The organism is Paraburkholderia steynii (assembly GCF_900100565.1).
Lineage (GTDB): Bacteria > Pseudomonadota > Gammaproteobacteria > Burkholderiales > Burkholderiaceae > Paraburkholderia > Paraburkholderia terrae.
The window spans coordinates 128,208-146,430 of the sequence record NZ_FNDI01000003.1 but is presented as its reverse complement, the minus strand read 5'-3'; the positions used below and the strand labels follow the sequence as shown (position 1 = coordinate 146,430).

Sequence of the window (18,223 nt, the reverse complement as noted above, 5' to 3'; positions counted from 1 at the left end):
CTGCGTGCGAAAGCAGCTGTCTGACGGCAAAGGTCAACTGCACGATGGCCTTCAAAATGCGAACATCTCGGACGTTTTTTCATGGTTGGGTGTTGTGCGGACCACGCGTACCGGCCGTACAAACGTTTGCATTGGGATGCGTCGAGGGTTCGCCCGAACTGATCGATGCCGAACGGAATGAGATAGTTTGAGTGCGGGAATATGGGTGCTTGGTTCATGAAAGCAACACGAAACACTGGTAGATCGCAGCTCACGAGAGGCTGAACATGGAACAGTCCTTAAGCAACTTTGCGCTTTCGACTAACGGCCAAGCCGTGACTTTCGATATCGTCGTGCAAAAGCGCGCGATAGGCTGCGCAATTACGCGCGATGCGCTCGAGCAGCATTTCTGGCTGGAACGCGGCGCGGACGAGTCGCACCTCACGAAGGCGTTCGGCAACGGCCTGCGCCGTATCGCCGCCGTCGCCGAGCGCAAGGCGCTCGCGAAGGGCGCGACGCACGTGTTGATTACCGCAGACGATTTCGACTACCGCTAGAGAAGCGGCTCCCATCACCACACGCCACTGCGCGTGAGTCGCTGACCCTGTAAAATCGCGTGCGCTGCGCGAGAGCCGCGCACATCAGGGTCCGGCTCGGGCTTGCCGCCACGAGCCTGTTATCTTTCCATCCCGTCCACCTTTGTGCCCAGCCGCACGCCAACCGGCATGCGGATCGGTCGATGATGTGGCGTCCATGCACGCCATGTCCGTCTTGCACAACCCGGGTGCATTTCAATCCGTTCACCTGTGCTTGCGCGAGTGAGTGTTCCTCGACGGCACGCCCGATTCGTTCATACAACAAGATGCAAGACCGCAGTTTTATCGCCTCCCGCTTTTCCTCGCTTCGCGGCGACGTGCTCGCCGGCCTGACTTCATCGTTTGCGCTGGTGCCCGAATGCATTGCGTTCGCGCTCGTCGCGCACCTCAATCCGCTGATGGGCCTGTATGGTGCGTTCTTCATCTGCACGATCACCGCGCTGTTCGGCGGCCGGCCGGGCATGATCTCGGGTGCGGCAGGGTCGATGGCCGTGGTGATCGTCGCGCTCGTCGTGCAGCATGGGCCGCAGTATCTGTTCGCGACCGTCGTGCTGGGCGGCCTGCTGATGATGTTGTTCGGCGCGCTGCGGCTCGGCAAGCTGATCCGGATGGTGCCGCATCCCGTGATGCTCGGCTTCGTCAACGGACTCGCGATCATCATCGCGATGGCGCAGTTCGAGCACTTCAAGCAAGCGTCGCCGCAAGGCAGTGTATGGCTGCACGGTCACGCGCTGTGGCTGATGGGCGGACTCGTCGCGTTGACGATGGCGATCGTGTACGGCTTGCCGCGCCTGACGAAAGCGGTGCCGCCCGCGCTTGCGGCGATTGTCGGCGTGGGCGTGCTGAGCCAGATGCTGCATCTGCCAACGCGCACGCTCGGCGACATGGCGCACATTGCGGGCGGCCTGCCCGAGTTCAGCATGCCAGGCGTGCCGCTCGATCTCGACACGCTGCGCATCATCTTTCCGTACGCCGCGTTGATGTCGATGGTCGGCTTGCTCGAAACGCTGCTCACGCTCAATCTCACCGACGAACTCACGGAATCTCGCGGACAGCCGAATCGCGAGTGCATTGCGCTCGGCGCCGCGAATATCGTGTCGGGCCTGTTCGGCGCGATGGGCGGCTGCGCGATGATCGGCCAGACCGTCATCAACCTCGGCTCAGGCGGGCGCTCGCGGGTGTCGGGCGTGACGAGCGGCGTGATGATCCTGCTCTTCATCCTGTGTCTGTCGCCGCTGATCGAGCGCATTCCGCTCGCGGCGCTGGTGGGCGTGATGTTCGTCGTCGCGCAGCAGACGTTTTCGTGGGGCTCGTTGCGCGCGCTGAAGAAGGTGCCGCGCAGCGACGGGCTCGTGATCGTCGCGGTCACGGTCATCACTGTCTTCACCGATCTCGCGACGGCCGTGCTGTGCGGCATCGTCGTTTCGGCGCTGAACTTCGCGTGGCAGCACGCGGGTGAGATTCGCAGCGAAACACTCGACGACGCATCGGGCGAAACGACCCATGCGCCGCGCGGCACGCTGTTTTTCGCATCGACCGCGCATTTTCATGCGCTGTTCGAGCCGCATAACGACCCGGCCAACGTGACGCTCGATTGCCGCCATCTGCATTGTGCGGATCATTCGGCGATTGCGGCACTGGAAGCGCTGCACGCGCGCTATGCAAAGCTTGGCAAGCGCCTGCGCCTGACCAATCTCTCGGTACGCAGCCGGCGTCTGTTGCAGCGGGCCGATGCCGGCGTGGTGATGCTGCAGGAAGGCAACTGACGCCTGCCAGCCGATGCGCGGCTACAATGCGAGCCTGGCCTGCATTCGAAGTCGCTGCAGGCCTTCGACACAGGAGACAGAACAATGACAACGCAAGACCAGGCGGGCATCCCGCAGCCTGGGGCCACGCAGACGAGTACGACGGCATCGTCGCATTCCGCCGTCGACGCCGGCACCATCAGCGCGCGGCTCGACCGCTTGCCCGCGACGCGCTCGGTATGGAAGCTCGTCGTGATGCTGAGCCTCGGCTTCTTCTTCGAGCTTTACGATCTGCTCTATACGGGCTACGTCGCGCCCGGCATCGTCAAGAGCGGCATTCTCACGTCGACCACGCAGGGGCTATTCGGCACGACGGGCATCGCGAGCTTCATCGCGACGCTGTTTCTCGGGCTGTTCATCGGCACGATCGCCTGTGGCTTTCTCGCGGACCGCTTCGGCCGCCGCGCGATCTTCACCTATTCGCTGCTGTGGTACACGGTCGCCAACGTCATCATGGCGTTTCAGGAGACGGCCACAGGGCTCAACTTCTGGCGCTTCATGGCATGTGCGAGTGGAATTAAGGGTGTTAAAAACAGGTTCCGCTCCATGTCCAGCGGTCTTTCACCGCGATTTTTAACCCCCTAAGGTATTCGAGCTCATCCTAGATCTCCGTTTCGCATTGTGATTTTTTGGTGCTTGCTGCAACGCACTCTTAAGTGCATATAGATTTCCTCACTACAATCGACAGCGACCGTAGTGTCGCCGCAGAACTGGTATTCAGGCTTTTCCTGGAAAACAACGATGGGTACGACGAACTCGACACTAGAGGGTGGTCTGGACGCAGGGTCAATCTCAGCCCGATTGGACAGATTGCCTCCCACCAGAACGATATGGCGACTGGTGGTACTTCTCAGTCTGGGATTTTTCTTTGAACTGTATGACCTGCTGTACAGCGGGTATGTGGCGCCCGGCTTGGTGAAAAGCGGCATTCTCTCGACCACGACCCACGGTCTTTTCGGAACGACCGGCGTGGCAAGCTTCATAGCCGCACTGTTTGCCGGCTTATTCATCGGCACGGCTGCCTGTGGGTTTCTGGCCGACAAATTTGGTCGACGATCGGTTTTCACATACTCGCTCCTCTGGTACGTTACCGCCAACGTCGTCATGGCTTTTCAGCACACTGCTGGAGGTCTTAATTTCTGGCGCTTTCTTGCAGGCGTCGGCATCGGTGTTGAACTGGTCACTATCGGTACGTACATTTCGGAGCTCGTTCCTAAGCAGATTCGTGGTCGAGCTTTCGCGTGCGAGCAAGCAATTGGTTTCATTGCGGTGCCAGTAGCCGCATTCCTCTCGTATTTGCTCGTGCCGCGTATCGTGTTTGGCCTGGAAGGGTGGCGATGGGTTGTGCTAATCGGTGCGCATGGTGCTGTGTTTATCTGGTGGATCCGCCGCGCATTGCCCGAAAGTCCGCGTTGGCTTGCTCAACAGGGGCGCCTCGAGGAAGCCAATCGGATAATGAGCGACCTTGAAGCGAAAGTGCGCCGGGAATATGGGCGCGAGCTGCCGCCCGTGGCGCTGCCGGAACCTGTCGCGCCGAATGGTAGCTTCCGCGACATGTGGGTGCCGCCATACCGTCAGCGCACGATCATGATGACCATCTTCAACGTATTCCAGACGGTCGGTTTCTACGGGTTTGCGAACTGGGTTCCAACGTTGCTGATCAAGCAGGGAATCACAGTCACCAGTAGCCTGATGTACTCCACTGTGATTGCATTGGCCGCTCCTGTCGGACCGATTATCGGATTGTTCATTGGGGACCGCTATGAACGCAAGAGCGTGATCGTCGCGATGGCGGCGCTCATCATCGTGTGCGGGCTCTGGTTCAGTCAGACGACAGCGCCGTTGCTGCTCATCTGTCTCGGTGTGGGTCTGACGTTAGGTAGCAATATCATGTCGTACAGTTTTCACGCATACCAGACCGAACTTTTTCCGACTAGCATCCGGGCACGAGCTGTGGGTTTCGTCTATTCGTGGAGTCGTTTCTCAGCGATCTTTACTTCGTTCGTCATCGCGGCAGTGTTGCAAGGCCTAGGGACGAGTGGCGTATTTGCATTCATTGCTGGTGCCATGCTCATTGTGATGCTTGCAATAGGACTCATGGGACCGAGAACGAAAGGTATCGAGCTAGAGAAGATCTCGCATTAGCTTCTCCCTCTTTCGAGGTCGGCGGTGCGTGGCGCGCGCGTTCGCAACCTTTCTACGCAGAACGCACATGTTTTCCGGCCGCCGCACCAGGTGGCGGCCGGAAAACGAAGGTATATGCCCAAGGACGAAACAGCGTTACGCGGTATCGAGTAGCCTTGAAGTCCGCCGGGTCGCGCCTACACTTGTTGATCGAGTAATGCAAAGCTCGTGTGCTGATGCTCGTACTTGGCTCAGCACTACAAAGCGAAGTCTGGCCATGCCTACGTCAAATTTGCGGCCTATTCGTGTTCCCTGAGAGCTTTCGTTAAGCTGCAGACTGAGGTGCGTTTTCCGTTCGACCTTCAGCATCCTGGCTCTTTCTCGGCGGGATCAATAGTAGAGCAACGTACGCGGCAATACAGGCCCAGTTTTGCCATACTTTCGTAGCCAGCAGTGTGTCGTCGAACGACACAAGAGATTCAGCTGCCGCCCAAGCGAACCCGAGACGCACAGCAATTTCGAATGTTGAAAAGTATGTAAGTCGTATGACGGGTGTGCTTAGCTTGATCCGAACCATCTGCGCCCAAGACAGCAGGAAGGCGATTGCGACCATGGCGAGCGTCGCGTTTGCCTTATGCATCAAAAAGAAGCCTGCGGCATATTCGTCGAGCCACTGGGTTTGGGGGCGATCGAAACCAGTGACTGCGAGATCAACACCTCGAATAGCCGCTGTCCACTGAATTACGCCTTCGTCTCCCACAAAGGGGTCTTCGATTAATGGAGCAGGCTTGGGGGTTGCCATAAGGAGCTTGATGCTGAAGGACTCTCCTGCGTTGATGAGCGTGGGCGCGATTACAGCTGTAGAAAGTCCAGTTCGCGTAACTACTATCGGTGGCCTGTTTCCCGGCACCTTGGTCTCGACGTCTAGAATTTTATAACCCGAGATTGCGTGCAAGGTAATTGGAGAATCGAAATCCTGCGGGGTAATATGTCGTCCGGTCTGATTCCCAATAATGTAGACCCGTAACTGGAGGTGCCCCGGCGCAATCCGTTGGCCGCCCGCTTTCAGATCAATGAGTGACGTGTCTCCGTTTGGAATAAACTCGGGCGGGATAATGCTGCTTGCGGACCATCGTTGAACTCTCAGCGTGCCCGTAGTATTTTCGGGGTTCGAAGTACGAAGCGTTATTAGAATTCCCGCGATCCCTATGGCCATGCAGGCAAAAGCAATAAAGGCATTAATGCCGTTCCAATGCGGAAGTGCCAACAACGACCATCTTGGTTTCACGTTTCCGGTCCCTCGGTTGACATAGTTATATCGTGGGTTGGTAGCAAAAGTTCGTTGCACGCTACGGGATTCTATCGTATCCCGATCTCTGGCATGCGCGGCATTACCCAAGCGTGGACGTCGTCGCATCATCCTCGGGTAACGGGGAAGCCGGCGATGTTTCAGCCTCAGTCGTACCAAGCGGCAACTCGTCGACCCGCTCCACATACCCTCGAAAGCGCTCGCCTGAAGTGGTATCGCATGTAATCCGATAGAAGAGCTGGCCGGGGTTGCCGTCAGAATTGCTCCGACGCTGTATCTGTCATCTGCTTTCATGTTGGGGCGTCAGCTTGGCAGAACCGTTAGCTCGCCACAGAGGACGCTGTGTCCAATGCGCTTGCCTTTCCGCTCCCTTTCATAAAAGGCTTGCCATACCAGCTACCGGAACGCTGCACTTACTTGGCGTGCTCGCTTCACCTCTTCTCCGTGCAGGTAGGTCGAGGTCGTCGCGATCGAGGCATGGCGGAGGTTGTCGCGCACCGCCACAAGTTCGACTCCGGCATTGAGCGCGTGCGTGGCATGCGTGTGGCGAAGCCAGTGGGGGCTGGCGTGCCGCAGCTTTGCGGCCAGTGTCGGATTGCGCGCCACGACGTTTTCCGCCGCCTCCTGGAAAAGCTCACCCACGACCTGCCGCAGTCGCGTCGCGCTGATGCCGTTTATGCCCAACGTGCCATGCACGCCCCTCCGGCCCGCTTGCTGATTCCGGTCGAGCGCACCTATCAGCGGCAAGGACGGCGTCCATCGGTTCCGATTGGCTGGCAGGCCCTGTGACCTGAGGTAGCGACGCAAGGCATCGCGTGCGAGCGGCGGCAGCACCACTCGGCCAGGCCTGCTCCCCTTACCGGTCACCTCCATCCACCACGTGCCACGCGTCTCCACCTCGATGTCGCCGAGTGTCGCCGCCACGAGCTCGTGCGCGCGCAACCCGGTGGCGTAGCCAAAATCCAGCACGAAGCGCAGTCGGTGCGCCGCGGATGGTGTCCAGCCGGCACGTTCGAGCCGGTCCGCAAACGCGCGTACGGTCTTCCATTCGCGGTCATCTAGGGCGTGCGCGGCGTCGAATGGGGTGCGTGGGCGAGCGCCGCGGACTGTCACGCCGGCAAACGGATTGACGACGACGTAATGCTGGTCGACCAGCCATGCGAAAAGCGCGCGCAGCACCGCCAGCGCGTAAGCAGCGGAGCGCGGGGTGAGTCCCCGTGCGAACGGTCGCCACGCCGGCGAGGTGCGCGGGCAGGGTGGCCCGAGCCAGCGCGCAGCGGGCACAGGACGCCGCAGGAAGGCGCGGAAGGCGGTCGCGTCCTCGGCGGTCAGCGAGGAGAGCGGCAGTCGGCGCTCGACCACAGCCCACAGCACCAGCCGTTCGGCTTCGCGCCGGTAGGCGCGCACCGTGTGCGCCGATTCGTGCAGCCCGAGCCAGGCCGCAATTGCCTCAAGATCGTTCGTGGCCGCGAGGCCGCACGTCTCGCGCGGGGCGCGAAAGCGGCCCTGCGAGCCATCCAGCGTCGCGGGCAGCGACCCGAGGGACCAGGGCGGCAGCAGGCGGTCTTCGTTGTGGCCTTGCATGGCAAGGCGCGCAACATGGGCCGCACGTGCGGTGAGTTCCGGGTGCGCCTCAAGGAACGCCGTGACGGCTCGCGCGCCAGCGGCGCCGAGTCCGGGTACCGGTTGCCACCAGCGGCGCCGGCGCGGCAGGAAGAGCATCAGTTCCGCGAGCGAGCCAATCCCGGCTGCGCTGAGCGCACGGGCCGTGCGCGGGGTGAGCCACCGGCTGACGGGGTCGGCGGGCCGCGGCGCGGGGACCTGAGTGGTGCGCAGCGCATCGAGCGCCGCCACGACGTGCGCGGCGCACTGCATGCGAGTTACGGCAGCGCCAGTGAAGAGCGGGATGAGGTCGTCGCGCTGGCGGGCGGTGGCGCAGGCAACGAGCTGTCGGCGGATACGGGCGATCACGCCGCGTGAGGACTGGCCGTCGTCGCGAACGTGGGCGAGATAGCGTGTGACGGCGGCGCGCGCGGTGAGCCCCTCGTGCCACGCGCGCAGCGCGGCGAGCGACGCGAGGTCGGGCAGGGCAGCGGGCGTTCCTCTGGAAGGTCCGTTCCCCGGTCCGGAAGGCGGGACAGGGGCGGTTTGCATGTGAACAGTTTAGGTCGCGCAAAGGGTGTTTGCGATAAGAACAGTTATCGCAAACACGCTGTCTGGCCATCCACCTGCAGAAGGTCTGTCCAGGTTTGACGGGCCGGCCAGCGCTTCTTCACGGCTTCCAGCGCAGCCGTTGTGGCGTATGTCTGAGCTCGGGCGCAGCCGCGGGCAGGTTAGCGACACCGGCTACGCGGCGCTATCGCGCGAACTCCCGGCAGCGGTTGGCCAACGGGCGCACTGATCGAGCTGACCGTACAGCAGGCGGGCGTGTGTCAGCTCCGCCTGCTCAGCCCTGCGCTTGCCGCAGGAGGACGGCGCCTATCGCGTTTTCGCGGTCGCCGCGCATGCGGGAGCGGCACTTCGCCGGGAAGCGCAAAAAATGTCCAAAACGATGTGCCGCAAAATCTGGTAATTAATAGTGGGGGATTTTAGATTAATCATTTCGTTTCGGAAAATTCCCGAAATTGCATGTAGACCACTAAAGAACCTTGGTGTTATAAATAGCCGTCGCCCGCTAGTTTTTAACGTGGCACGAAGAATTTAACGAGCGTCCGGCTTAAACCCTCTAATTGCACTTTGCGTCGCTAGACGCATTGCTCCGGCAGCGCCAAACGCAGTCCGCGTCGACGTCAGCGGCAGGTGGCCGCTCGTCGGTAGGGTCCGTCAAGCTTGGTCTACTGCAATGCTACGAGGTTTTAATTACTCATCATGCTTGGATTCAGCGCTATACAAATATGCAGGTCTGATTGACCTGTAAGGAAAGATTTTCGTTTTGCGGAATTTGAATTCCTTTTGAAGCGCTGAATCCTTGGAAAAACCAAAATCAGGTTTAATTTAGTGGAGAATATTATGAACGCACGCAACGCCCACAACGCAGGTCCGTTCGGCAAATCCCCCGTAGCTCTTGGTCGGCTTGAAGAGCTGCACTCGTTGAGTGCCCGTCCAAAGATGGCGCGCGGTCTGCCCGAGGACATGCCTTTCCTGACCTTCCCGCTAAAGGCACATGAAGCGCGTTGCTTGCCGACGAACGTCCAAAACTTCAATTTTGGACTCGGGCACATGCAGCTTTCTGACCGAATCCTGATGACGATGCGACTTCAGCTCGAGAGCACCCAGCTTTACTGGATCGCAGAGATGACCGATCCGGAGCTTTGGGCGGCCATCGACATGTGGCGGAAATACGAGCGTCTGCCGATCGGGCTGAAGATTGACAAGGGAGGTTCTTGGGATGCGATGTTCCTCGAAACCCCATTCTTCAACGAGCAACTGAGGGATGAGAAATACCGCGCTGCCCCGCAACGGGAAGCGACGGCGCACGACTGGCACGAAATGGCCGGGCTGGTCACCGGGTACGTTCAGATGCAGGCGACTACGGATATCGACCACATTCCGCTGAAGCACGTGTTTGCCAGCGCGCTGCTGACGAAGCAATACGAGGATGTCGCTGAAAAGGAGACGTTGGTAAGGAAGCCGGTGATCATCCAGAGGGCTGATGGGCAGGGTGTCGTTATCCTCGGCTAATAGGTCATACCGGGAACTCTCTTGAAGATGCGCGACCAGTTGGTCGCGCATCTGTCTTTCCAGCGAGAAGGGGTAAGAGAAAATCCGACGGACGACAGATTCCGGCATTCGCATCAGGAGGTCGAGCCTGGCTGAGGCCAAGGCCATCCCTTCTTCTCGTCCGGTCCATCCCACTCACCGAGCGGTTCTGCCTCGACCGCTGCTTCGACCGGACTTGCGTCCTGAGCGGCGGCGTATGTCTTGTCGTTCGAAGTGCTGGCTGTCATTTCGGGCAGTCCGGTCCCGAACCATCCGACCTTTCTCTGCATATGCGCGACATATGCTTCCCAGCCGTCACGGTTGCCGTTAAATAGGTCGTGCCGCACGGTCGACGCAAGCGTGTTGCGGTTGAGTTCCGTCTCGAGTAGTTCCTTTGGCCAAAGGAAGAACGCGCTGGCGACACGTGCACCGAACTCGGCCACCGTCATCCTCGGTGCGACCATCCGGAGGAATTCGAAGTCCTGCAGGGATCCTTGTTGCGCCGCGAGTTGCGCCACCGGCGCGTCCGGACGACCTGTCTTGGCTAAACAGCTCAATGCTTCGAGCACGTCCCCGAGGTGCAGGAGCAGCTCCCGTCTATCAAATCGGTCGTCCATTCCCGTGTCCCCCGTCCGTTGCGCGCGTCTTCGGTGATACTCGCCGGGCGCGTGATGGCGTTAAGCGAAGGCGGTGCGGCCGCCCTGTTGGGAACGGAGGAGCGGCGGAGCACGTCTGGCCATTGTGAACCATATCCGACTTGACCTCCGTCAAATATCGTAAACGCGGGTGTCCCGAATGGGCGCTCCCGTGTTACAAACACCTTTCGTCTTTGCGCAGCCATAGGTGACATTCGTCATACAAACCTCATTTCGAAACAGTGTCCTTAGGTACTGTCGAGCGGTGTAACGAATGGTTTTGCCATCGCATCGTATGCGCATGCAACTATCAAGACTGATAGCCTGATGTGGCTTGAAATTGCCAAAACGGCTGGTAAGCTTTACCAGCACGCCCAAGAAGCGATGACCATAAAAACATTCCTGAGAGATTTCAACGAGATGAATCAACGCGCTCAAACCATCGAGCACCTTCAGCGTAGCGATGAGGACAATAGCCTGAGACGCGCCCTTGCCGCACGCCTCGACACTGCTTTGAAGCGGGCTGGCATCAGTTCCGCTTGTGTCGCCAGACGGCTCGACGTGAGTGAATCCGACGTGCAGTTTTGGCGCCGTGGAATCACGGTTCCACCGCTAAATTCATTTACCCGGATTGCGACGTTTCTTAATCTTGACGCCTATTGGCTTTGTACCGGACAGACACGTGGGGCGACGGCCGCCTTCTAGCGAGTCTATCCGGCAGAGGGCATGTAAGTTCGAGCGCTTTCTGATGTTCGGTCGCCCTCATCTCGGTTGTGCCGGCATTATGGAGTTCGACCTCCCAAGTCAACAAATAGCAGTGCTATTAAATTGCAAGGAAGCCTCTTGCCACGGCGGCAAGAATATTCCATGCGCTCACCGTAACGACAAGGAGTCAAGGACATGGCGAAGCGAATTGCTTATGTAACCGGCGGCATGGGCGGAATCGGAACGGCAATCTGTCAGCGTCTGCACAATGACGGGCTCACCGTCGTGGCTGGCTGCGGGCCGAATTCTCCTCGGCGGGACCGTTGGCTGGCCGAGCAGTCTGCGATGGGTTTCACTTTTATCGCGTCGGAAGGCAATGTCGCGGACTGGGAATCGACTGAGGCCGCCTTAGCGAAGGTGAAGAAAGAAGTGGGTGAGATTGACGTGCTGGTGAACAATGCCGGCATCACGCGAGACGGCGTATTTCGCAAGATGTCGAGGGAGAACTGGAACGACGTTATTTCCACCAACCTGACCAGCCTATTCAACGTGACCAAACAGGTCATTGAGGGAATGGTGAGCAAGGAGTGGGGCCGCATTATCAACATCTCGTCCGTGAATGGGCAGAAAGGGCAATTTGGCCAGACCAACTACTCGACCGCGAAGGCGGGAATTCACGGCTTTACCATGTCGCTTGCGCAAGAGGTGGCGACAAAGGGCATCACAGTGAATACCGTCTCTCCTGGATACATAGGGACCGATATGGTCCGTGCAGTGAAGCCCGAAATCCTGGACGCAATTATTCAGGGCATTCCGGTTCGACGGCTTGGCGAAGCATCGGAGATTGCGTCGATTGTCTCGTGGCTGGCCAGCGACGAAGGGGCCTTCGCAACAGGGGCCGATTTCTCGCTGAACGGCGGCCTGTACATGGGCTAGCAACAACCGCCGGTGCTTGAACGAGCGCCGTGAAAGCAGATGTTTCCAGCGCTCGATGTAGGGCGTTGGAGACGCGGAAGTGCGCACGCACGACGCGTTGAACTATCACATCTTGCTGCCGTCACAACAGTACGCGACGAACTTCATTCATCGCTCACGGAGAGCCACATGCGCGATGTACCAAGCATCGAACCGTCTTCATCCCTCTTTCGGAAGAGGAAGCTACGCATGGTTGCGCGCGATGCCAAACACCCCAGCGCCGCACTCGTGTATTGGCTGGGGATAACAGAGCCGTCACATGAGGCGAACTTCTTCGAAGCTACTCAACACTTTGGTTCACTTATGCAGCTCGTTCTGCCCGACGAGCGCCCCGGCGTGTTTGTGAGCCGTAGCGCCGTTCATACGGTTCAGGATTATGGTGTCGTGAAACGGCTTGTTTTCAAGGACAAGTCGTCGCTCGAAGTTCGATACAGCGGGCCTTGCAGCGACCTCTGCGATGTGTGAGCAGAAGCCTGAATGGAAATGCCGGCATTTCCATCACCAGAGTCGACCTAGGATTTGCCAGCGCAGTACACAATACTTGATGACAAGATGCGTCCACTACGAGCACCGACTTGCCGCGTGACCGTGGTTGATTGAGTTACACGGTGTGCGTATGACCAAGCTGTCGTCGGACGACGAGTCGGAACCACCGCAGTAGCGCGCTCGCAAGACGGCGGCAAGGGCAGCCCCAAAACCGAATCAGGCCATAGCTCTCGCTGGTGTCGCGTGGCTAGGCCTTACCCTCGGCTGACTCCGCGGCCCACCGCGAAGCCTTGATGCGAGGTGACGAATCATAGTTTGTCGAGCGGATAGCTCCTCGACTTGCCCTATGGCAAGTTGCCAAGCGACTATAGATTCGTCAGTCTCGCGAAACTTTGCGTCGTTGGCCACGTATGACCCGGGCATCCGGGGGCGAGCCTAGAAGCGGTGCCGCAGACCGATAGCGACGATCGTCTGCGATTGCGCCGCCGACGAATGGCCGTTGCCCTTGTCGGACGCGGACGCCGTAGCTTCGACGAGATTGCCCGCGGCGTCGAGCGTCATACCCGATGCGTGCTGATATGCACCGAGCAGATAAACGGTCGAACGTTTCGACAGATCGTACGTCGCGCCGAGCGTGACGTTGTGATACTGCGCGCGGTCGTTCACGCCGTCCACTTCGCTGCCGCGCGTGTAGCTGTAGCCCGCGAACAGATGCGTATTCGGACGCAGCGTGTATTGGCCGAAGACGCCCGCGATATTGAACGTCGCGCGACCCGTGAACAGCGAGTTCGCGCCCGCGCGATACTGCACGTTGCTGTAGTTCACCCCGATAAGCGCCGGGCCGAAGTCATACGTCGCGCCTGCCGCGACGATCTGCTGCGTCTGCGCGCTCGCATAGCCTTCGCTGATTGACGAGTTGAACGTGCCGTCGTCCGAGCCGTGCCACTTGCCGAAGGTCGGATCGGTGACGCCCGTTTTGCTGTTGTCCGCGCGCTCGTAACCGACGCCGACATGCAGCGGTCCGTTCGCGTAGCCCGCGCCCACGCTCCACGTATTCTGCTGCTTCATGCTGCCGGGCTGACCGCCGAAGCCGTACAGCGCGCCGAAGGTGAAGCCCGCGTAGTTCGCGCTCGTGTACTTGATGGAATTGTCGACGCGCGTGGTCTGGTCGAGATCGTCGATATCGCCAGGATGCGCGCCGAAGCCGCCGATGTTAGCAACCGGTGACACAGGTCCGACGAAGTCGGTCAGCGACGTGTACTGGCGGCCCATCGTGAGCGCGCCGTATTGCGTATTCGCGAGACCCACGAACGCCTGGCGGCCGAACAGGCGGCTGCTCTGCCCGGACGTGCCGTTCGCGATGTCGAAGCCATCTTCGAGCTGGAACAGCGCGTTCCAGCCGTTGCCGAGATCCTCGTTGCCCTTCAGTCCCCAGCGGCTGCCAGACAGGTTGCCGCTCGACAGCGCGACATTCGAGTGTCCGCTGTAGTTGCCCGTCGTGCCCGTGCGTTCGTTCGATCGATACGCGATGCCCGCATCGACGATACCGTACAGCGCGACGGAACCCTGCGCGTAAGCGATGCCTGCGAGAGAGAGCAGCAGCGGCGCCGCGATCAGTTGTTTTTTCATCGTTCTAGTGACTCAAGTGAAGCGTGAATACACGTCGTCCGAAGGCGGACGTTCAGTTTTTCCGCGCGAGCGCAGGCGGCCTCAATCGTCGAGGCGACCTGCTCTTGCGTGGGAAAATTGCGAAGCCTGCTGTGTCGTGAAGAAGGCTTCAGCGGCGTTCGAGCGCGGAGGCGGGCGGCAACTCGGGCGCGTGCGCGGGCACTGTCTTGCGGACCTGCGCGACGTCGGTGGCCGTCACCTTCGAGCCGGTGTTGCCCCAGCTCGTACGCACGAAGTTAGCGACGTCGGCCACTTCCTGATCCGACAGGCGCCAGCCGAACGGCGGCATCGTGATCGACGAGGGCGCCGTCTTCGTGCCTTCGAGCGTGCTGCCCGCGAGCAACACGTGAATCAGCGACGTCGCGTCGTTACCCTGCACGACCGGGTTGCCGCCGAGTGCGGGGAACACGCGCGTGTAGCCGCGTCCGTCGCTGCGGTGGCAGGCCATGCAGTTGTCGCGATAGACGGCGGCACCTGGCGCGCTCGCATCGCCCGTGCGCAATGCGCGTGCGGCGCTGTCGTCGTATGCGTACGGCGTTTCCTTCGGATCGTTCGACGGCAGTGTCTTCAGGTAGCGCGCCATCGCGGTGAGGTCGTCGTCGCTCACGTGCTGCGCGCTGTGCTGCACGACGTCCGTCATCCCGCCGAACGCGGCCGTGTGCTGCGTGCGGCCCGTCTTCAGGAATTGCACGATGTCCGCTTCGCTCCACGTGCCGAGACCCGTGCGCGGATTGCCGCGCAGGCTCGACGGCACCCAGCCGTCGATGGGACCGCCGCCCGCGAGATAGTCGTTGCCGCCGAGATCGGTGAGCGCGAGCTCCTGCATCGTCTTCGCGCGCGGCGTGTGGCACGCGCCGCAATGGCCGAGCCCTTGCACGAGATACGCGCCGTGTGCAATGACGGGGTCCGCATAACGCGTCGCGTCGAACGGTTTCTGCTCGGGTGCGAACAGTTGACGCCAGAAGCCGAGCGGCCAGCGCATCGACAGCGGCCACACGATATCGACGGGACGGTTTTGCTGCTGCAAGGGCGTGACGCCTTGCGTGAAGTACGCGTAGAGCGCGCGCATGTCGGGCTCGGAAAGGCGCGCATACGACGGATACGGCATCGCCGGATACAGCGTGTCGCCGTTCGGGCGCACTCCTGCGCGCACCGCACGGTCGAACTGCTCGAACGTCCACGTGCCGATCCCCGTGTTACGGTCGGGAGTGATGTTGGTCGAATAGATTGCGCCGATCGGCGTGTCGAATTTCAGCCCGCCCGCGAACGGCTTGCCGCCCTGCGACGTATGACACGCGATGCAATCGCCGGCGCGCGCGAGGTATTCGCCATGCGCGACGAGCGGCTGCTGTGCCGACGCGTTAGCCGCTGCATGCGCAGCAAAGGGACTGCACAGTGCAGCGAGCGTAACCGCAACGACCTGCGCGCATTTGATGGAAATCTTCTTCATACGCTCACCAACGGGCCAGGGTTCTTCAGATACTGGCTGCGTATCGCGCGAGCCGACCAGTACGCAAGCGCCGCCGCAAGGCCGGTCGGGTTATAGCCGATGCCTTGCGGGAAAGCGGATGCGCCCATCACGAACACGTTGTGCACGTCCCAGCTTTGCAGATAGCGGTTCAGCACGCTCATCTTCGGGTCTTCGCCCATCACCGCGCCGCCGACCAGGTGCGTCGTCTGATAGCGGCGTGAATCGAAGTGCGCGCCGAATTCGCGCGTGTAGACGTTGATCGCCTTCGGGCCCATCGCCTGCGCGATCTTGTGCATCTGTTCTGTAACGTAGCGGGCCATGCGGATGTCGTTGTCTTTCCAGTCGAACGTCATGCGAAGCAGCGGCTGGCCGTATGAGTCGCGATAGGTCGGATCAAGATCGAGAAACACGTCGCGGTACGACATGTTCGAGCCGTGCGCGTCCATTGAAATGGTGTGCGCGTAGTGGTCCTTCACCGACTTCTTCCACGCCGCGCCCCACGCGGGCGTGCCCGCCGGCGTCGCGATGCCGCTGATAGGCTTCACGCCCGCCTGGTTCACCCACAACGGCGAGCCGCCGACAAAACCGAGCGGACCGTGATCGAAGTTGTCGGCGTTGTAGTCGTCGACGGCGACGCCGTTGCCGCCCGCGCCGATGAACGGATTCGTGTACGTGTCCTTGTCGAAGAACGCGGTGATCGTCGACAGGTTCTGATATGCAAAGTTGCGACCCACGACGCCTTCGCCGGAGACGGGATCGTACGGTTTGCCGATGCCCGACAGCAACAGCAGATGTACGTTGTGATACTGGAACGCGGAGACGATCACGAGATCGGCAGGCTGGAACACTTCATTACCTGCGGGATCGACGTAGGTGACGCCTTTCGCACGCTTTTTCGCGTCGTCGAGATCGACGCGCAACACGTGGCAGCGTGCACGCAACTCGAAGTGCGGCGACTGCTTCAGCGCGGGCAGGATATTCAGATTCGGCGACGCCTTCGAGTACATGTAGCACGCGTAACCGCTGCAATAGCCGCAGAAGTTGCACGGCCCCATCTGCGCGCCGTACGGGTTCGTGTACGGGCCCGACGTGTTCGCGGACGGCAGACGATACGGATGCAGGCCGAGCGACTTCGCCGCGTCGTAGAAGCGCTGTGCGGAATACGTGTTCTGTTGCGCCGCCAACGGAAAATGATCGCTGCGCGATGCCTCGAATACGTTGCCGTCGCCGACCACCTTGCCGTTCACCTTGTACGCCTGACCTGACGTGCCGAACACTTTCTCGGCAAAGTCGAAGTGCGGTTCCAGTTCGTCGTAGGTGACGCCGAAGTCCTGGATCGTCATGCCTTCGGGGATGAACTTCTTGCCGTAGCGCTCTTCGTAGTGGCTGCGCAGGCGCAGTTCTTCCGGCGTGATGCGGAAGTGCACGCCCGACCAGTGCAGCCCCGCGCCGCCGACGCCTTCACCCGGCAGAAAGGCGGCGAGCTGCCGGTAAGGCAAGGCCGTATCGCCGATGCCGTGACGGATCGACACGGTTGTCTTCGACAGATCGAGGAACAGCTTCTTGCGGACGTTGTACGTGAGTTCGTCGATCGTGTTCGGATACGCGCCATCGGGATACGTGTCGCGGTACTCGCCGCGCTCCAGCGCGACGACCGTGAGGCCCGCTTCCGTGAGTTCCTTCGCGAGAATCGCGCCCGTCCAGCCGAAGCCGACGACGACAGCGTCGACGTGTGGTTTGCTGATCGTTGCCATCAGGTGCGTTTCCCTTCGATCGACACGGGGCCATACGGATACGGCTGACCGTTCTGGTTGACGAAGTCCATGAAGTCCGCTCGCGCGCCGGGGAAGCCAATCATCTTCCAGCCGCCCATGTCGCGATTGCCGCCGTGCATCGGGTCGCAGAAATAGCCTTCGCGCGTGTTTTGCAGCAGCTGGCCGAAGAACACGCCAGCGGGGACGTCCGCGAGTTCGACCTTGTTCGCTTCGAGCGCAGCGAGCATGGTGTCGCGCGTCGCGGCGTCGAGTGCGTCGAAGGTCTTCGCATAGGTCTTCGTGCAGTGCGCGTTGACGGCGGCGATGCCGAGGCGATACAGATCGCGCGGCACCAGCTTCAGCTGATAGCCAAGTTCCGGCACGCCCTGCGCGAACGGTCCCTGCATGTACCAGAGCGCGCCGTGCGCGTACGGCGTGTCCATCTGACGGTCGATGAATTCGGGCACGCTTGCGTCGATCGCGCCCGGGCCTTCGCTGTCGGCGGGAATCAGGCGGTCGACGGCGGCCTGGATGAACGCCCATTCCTTCGCGTCGAAGAAGCGGGGCTTGTAGTCGGCGCGCTGCGCAGTGCCGCCTTGTGACGCGTCCGCGGCAGGCGCTGCCGGATGGTTCGATCGCGTGTCGCAACCGGCCAGCGTCCCGGCGGGAACCAGGGCGAGTGCCGAGCGCAAAAATCCTCGGCGGGATGTGAGAGAGGAGTCAGGCATCTTTTGTGTCGTGAAGTCGGGACGGAACGCCATGGGCGGTCGCTGCCGTAAGAGATAATAAATGGAACCGGTTCCATCTATTATCTCAATTTTCGTGAAAATGTATTTGCGATCGACGAATAACCCGAACGCTGGCGTGGTTGCAGTACCAGCCTGCGGATCGCCAGGCGCGACAGGCAGTGGTCATACAGCGTCAGTCCCGGCCAATGCTATGCCAGCAGCCGACTGACTTTTGAACCCGCACGGCAAAGCAAGGAAGCAGCAGTAACGGGCTCACCCGTTAGGCTGT

General features: G+C 60.6%; 14 protein-coding genes and 1 pseudogene. 8 read left to right on the top strand and 7 right to left on the bottom strand.

The features are described 5' to 3' along the window. Window positions 1–266 precede the first annotated feature (266 nt). The 4 genes and pseudogenes from BLT65_RS07080 to BLT65_RS07065 all read left to right on the top strand — a co-directional run bounded on the left by BLT65_RS07080 (window position 267) and on the right by BLT65_RS07065 (window position 4,525). Window positions 267–536, top strand: coding sequence for a DUF1488 family protein (locus BLT65_RS07080; RefSeq protein WP_042312642.1), 270 nt, complete (start codon window positions 267–269; stop codon window positions 534–536). 305 nt (window positions 537–841) lie between these two features. Next, on the top strand, window positions 842–2,341 hold the full coding sequence (locus BLT65_RS07075) for a SulP family inorganic anion transporter (RefSeq protein ID WP_091776464.1): 1,500 nt from the start codon (window positions 842–844) through the stop codon (window positions 2,339–2,341). An 84-nt stretch (window positions 2,342–2,425) separates the two neighbouring features. Then, window positions 2,426–2,884 (top strand): annotated as a pseudogene (locus tag BLT65_RS07070) (MFS transporter); the annotation flags it as partial. 237 nt (window positions 2,885–3,121) lie between these two features. Continuing rightward, the gene (locus BLT65_RS07065) at window positions 3,122–4,525 is read left to right on the top strand and encodes an MFS transporter (protein WP_091776462.1); all 1,404 of its coding nucleotides are present in this window, start codon (window positions 3,122–3,124) and stop codon (window positions 4,523–4,525) included. A 304-nt stretch (window positions 4,526–4,829) separates the two neighbouring features. On the opposite strand, the gene BLT65_RS07060 is transcribed toward BLT65_RS07065, so the two are convergent. Together BLT65_RS07060 and BLT65_RS07055 are read right to left on the bottom strand one after the other, a co-directional pair. Further along, window positions 4,830–5,792, bottom strand: a complete 963-nt coding sequence (locus BLT65_RS07060; RefSeq protein ID WP_143036492.1) for a hypothetical protein — start codon at window positions 5,790–5,792, stop codon at window positions 4,830–4,832. Window positions 5,793–6,209: 417 nt separating this feature from the next. After that, a complete protein-coding gene (locus BLT65_RS07055) occupies window positions 6,210–7,967 on the bottom strand; it encodes a phage integrase family protein (protein ID WP_091776458.1) in 1,758 nt (585 codons plus the stop codon). A gap of 855 nt (window positions 7,968–8,822) precedes the next feature. Between BLT65_RS07055 and BLT65_RS07045 the strand changes: the two genes are divergently transcribed. Further along, entirely contained in the window at window positions 8,823–9,494 is a 672-nt protein-coding gene (locus BLT65_RS07045) for a hypothetical protein (protein ID WP_091776456.1), read from the top strand. Window positions 9,495–9,607: 113 nt separating this feature from the next. Here BLT65_RS07045 and BLT65_RS07040 read toward each other — a convergent pair whose 3' ends face one another. Continuing rightward, window positions 9,608–10,129: a hypothetical protein gene (locus tag BLT65_RS07040; RefSeq protein WP_091776454.1), complete on the bottom strand. Its 522-nt coding sequence runs from the start codon at window positions 10,127–10,129 to the stop codon at window positions 9,608–9,610. A gap of 345 nt (window positions 10,130–10,474) precedes the next feature. Here BLT65_RS07040 and BLT65_RS07035 point away from each other — a divergent pair, with 345 nt between their 5' ends. From BLT65_RS07035 to BLT65_RS07025, 3 genes are all read left to right on the top strand, one after another. Continuing rightward, the gene (locus tag BLT65_RS07035) at window positions 10,475–10,852 is read left to right on the top strand and encodes a helix-turn-helix domain-containing protein (RefSeq protein ID WP_244186446.1); all 378 of its coding nucleotides are present in this window, start codon (window positions 10,475–10,477) and stop codon (window positions 10,850–10,852) included. A 195-nt stretch (window positions 10,853–11,047) separates the two neighbouring features. Further along, a complete protein-coding gene (phbB, locus tag BLT65_RS07030) occupies window positions 11,048–11,788 on the top strand; it encodes an acetoacetyl-CoA reductase (protein WP_091776452.1) in 741 nt (246 codons plus the stop codon). 168 nt (window positions 11,789–11,956) lie between these two features. Next, the gene (locus BLT65_RS07025; protein WP_091776450.1) at window positions 11,957–12,292 is read left to right on the top strand and encodes a hypothetical protein; all 336 of its coding nucleotides are present in this window, start codon (window positions 11,957–11,959) and stop codon (window positions 12,290–12,292) included. A gap of 456 nt (window positions 12,293–12,748) precedes the next feature. On the opposite strand, the gene BLT65_RS07020 is transcribed toward BLT65_RS07025, so the two are convergent. From BLT65_RS07020 to BLT65_RS07005, 4 genes are all read right to left on the bottom strand, one after another. Continuing rightward, window positions 12,749–13,942 carry a porin gene (locus tag BLT65_RS07020; protein ID WP_091776448.1) on the bottom strand — a complete coding sequence of 398 codons (1,194 nt, stop codon included), beginning with the start codon at window positions 13,940–13,942 and terminating at the stop codon, window positions 12,749–12,751. A 148-nt stretch (window positions 13,943–14,090) separates the two neighbouring features. Continuing rightward, window positions 14,091–15,431, bottom strand: a complete 1,341-nt coding sequence (locus BLT65_RS07015; protein WP_091776446.1) for a c-type cytochrome — start codon at window positions 15,429–15,431, stop codon at window positions 14,091–14,093. Next, window positions 15,428–17,206 carry a GMC family oxidoreductase gene (locus BLT65_RS07010; RefSeq protein ID WP_091776443.1) on the bottom strand — a complete coding sequence of 593 codons (1,779 nt, stop codon included), beginning with the start codon at window positions 17,204–17,206 and terminating at the stop codon, window positions 15,428–15,430. The genes BLT65_RS07015 and BLT65_RS07010 overlap by 4 nt, the downstream gene beginning before the upstream one ends. Beyond that, on the bottom strand, window positions 17,206–17,934 hold the full coding sequence (locus tag BLT65_RS07005; RefSeq protein ID WP_091776955.1) for a gluconate 2-dehydrogenase subunit 3 family protein: 729 nt from the start codon (window positions 17,932–17,934) through the stop codon (window positions 17,206–17,208). The genes BLT65_RS07010 and BLT65_RS07005 overlap by 1 nt, the downstream gene beginning before the upstream one ends. Window positions 17,935–18,223: the final 289 nt, after the last annotated feature.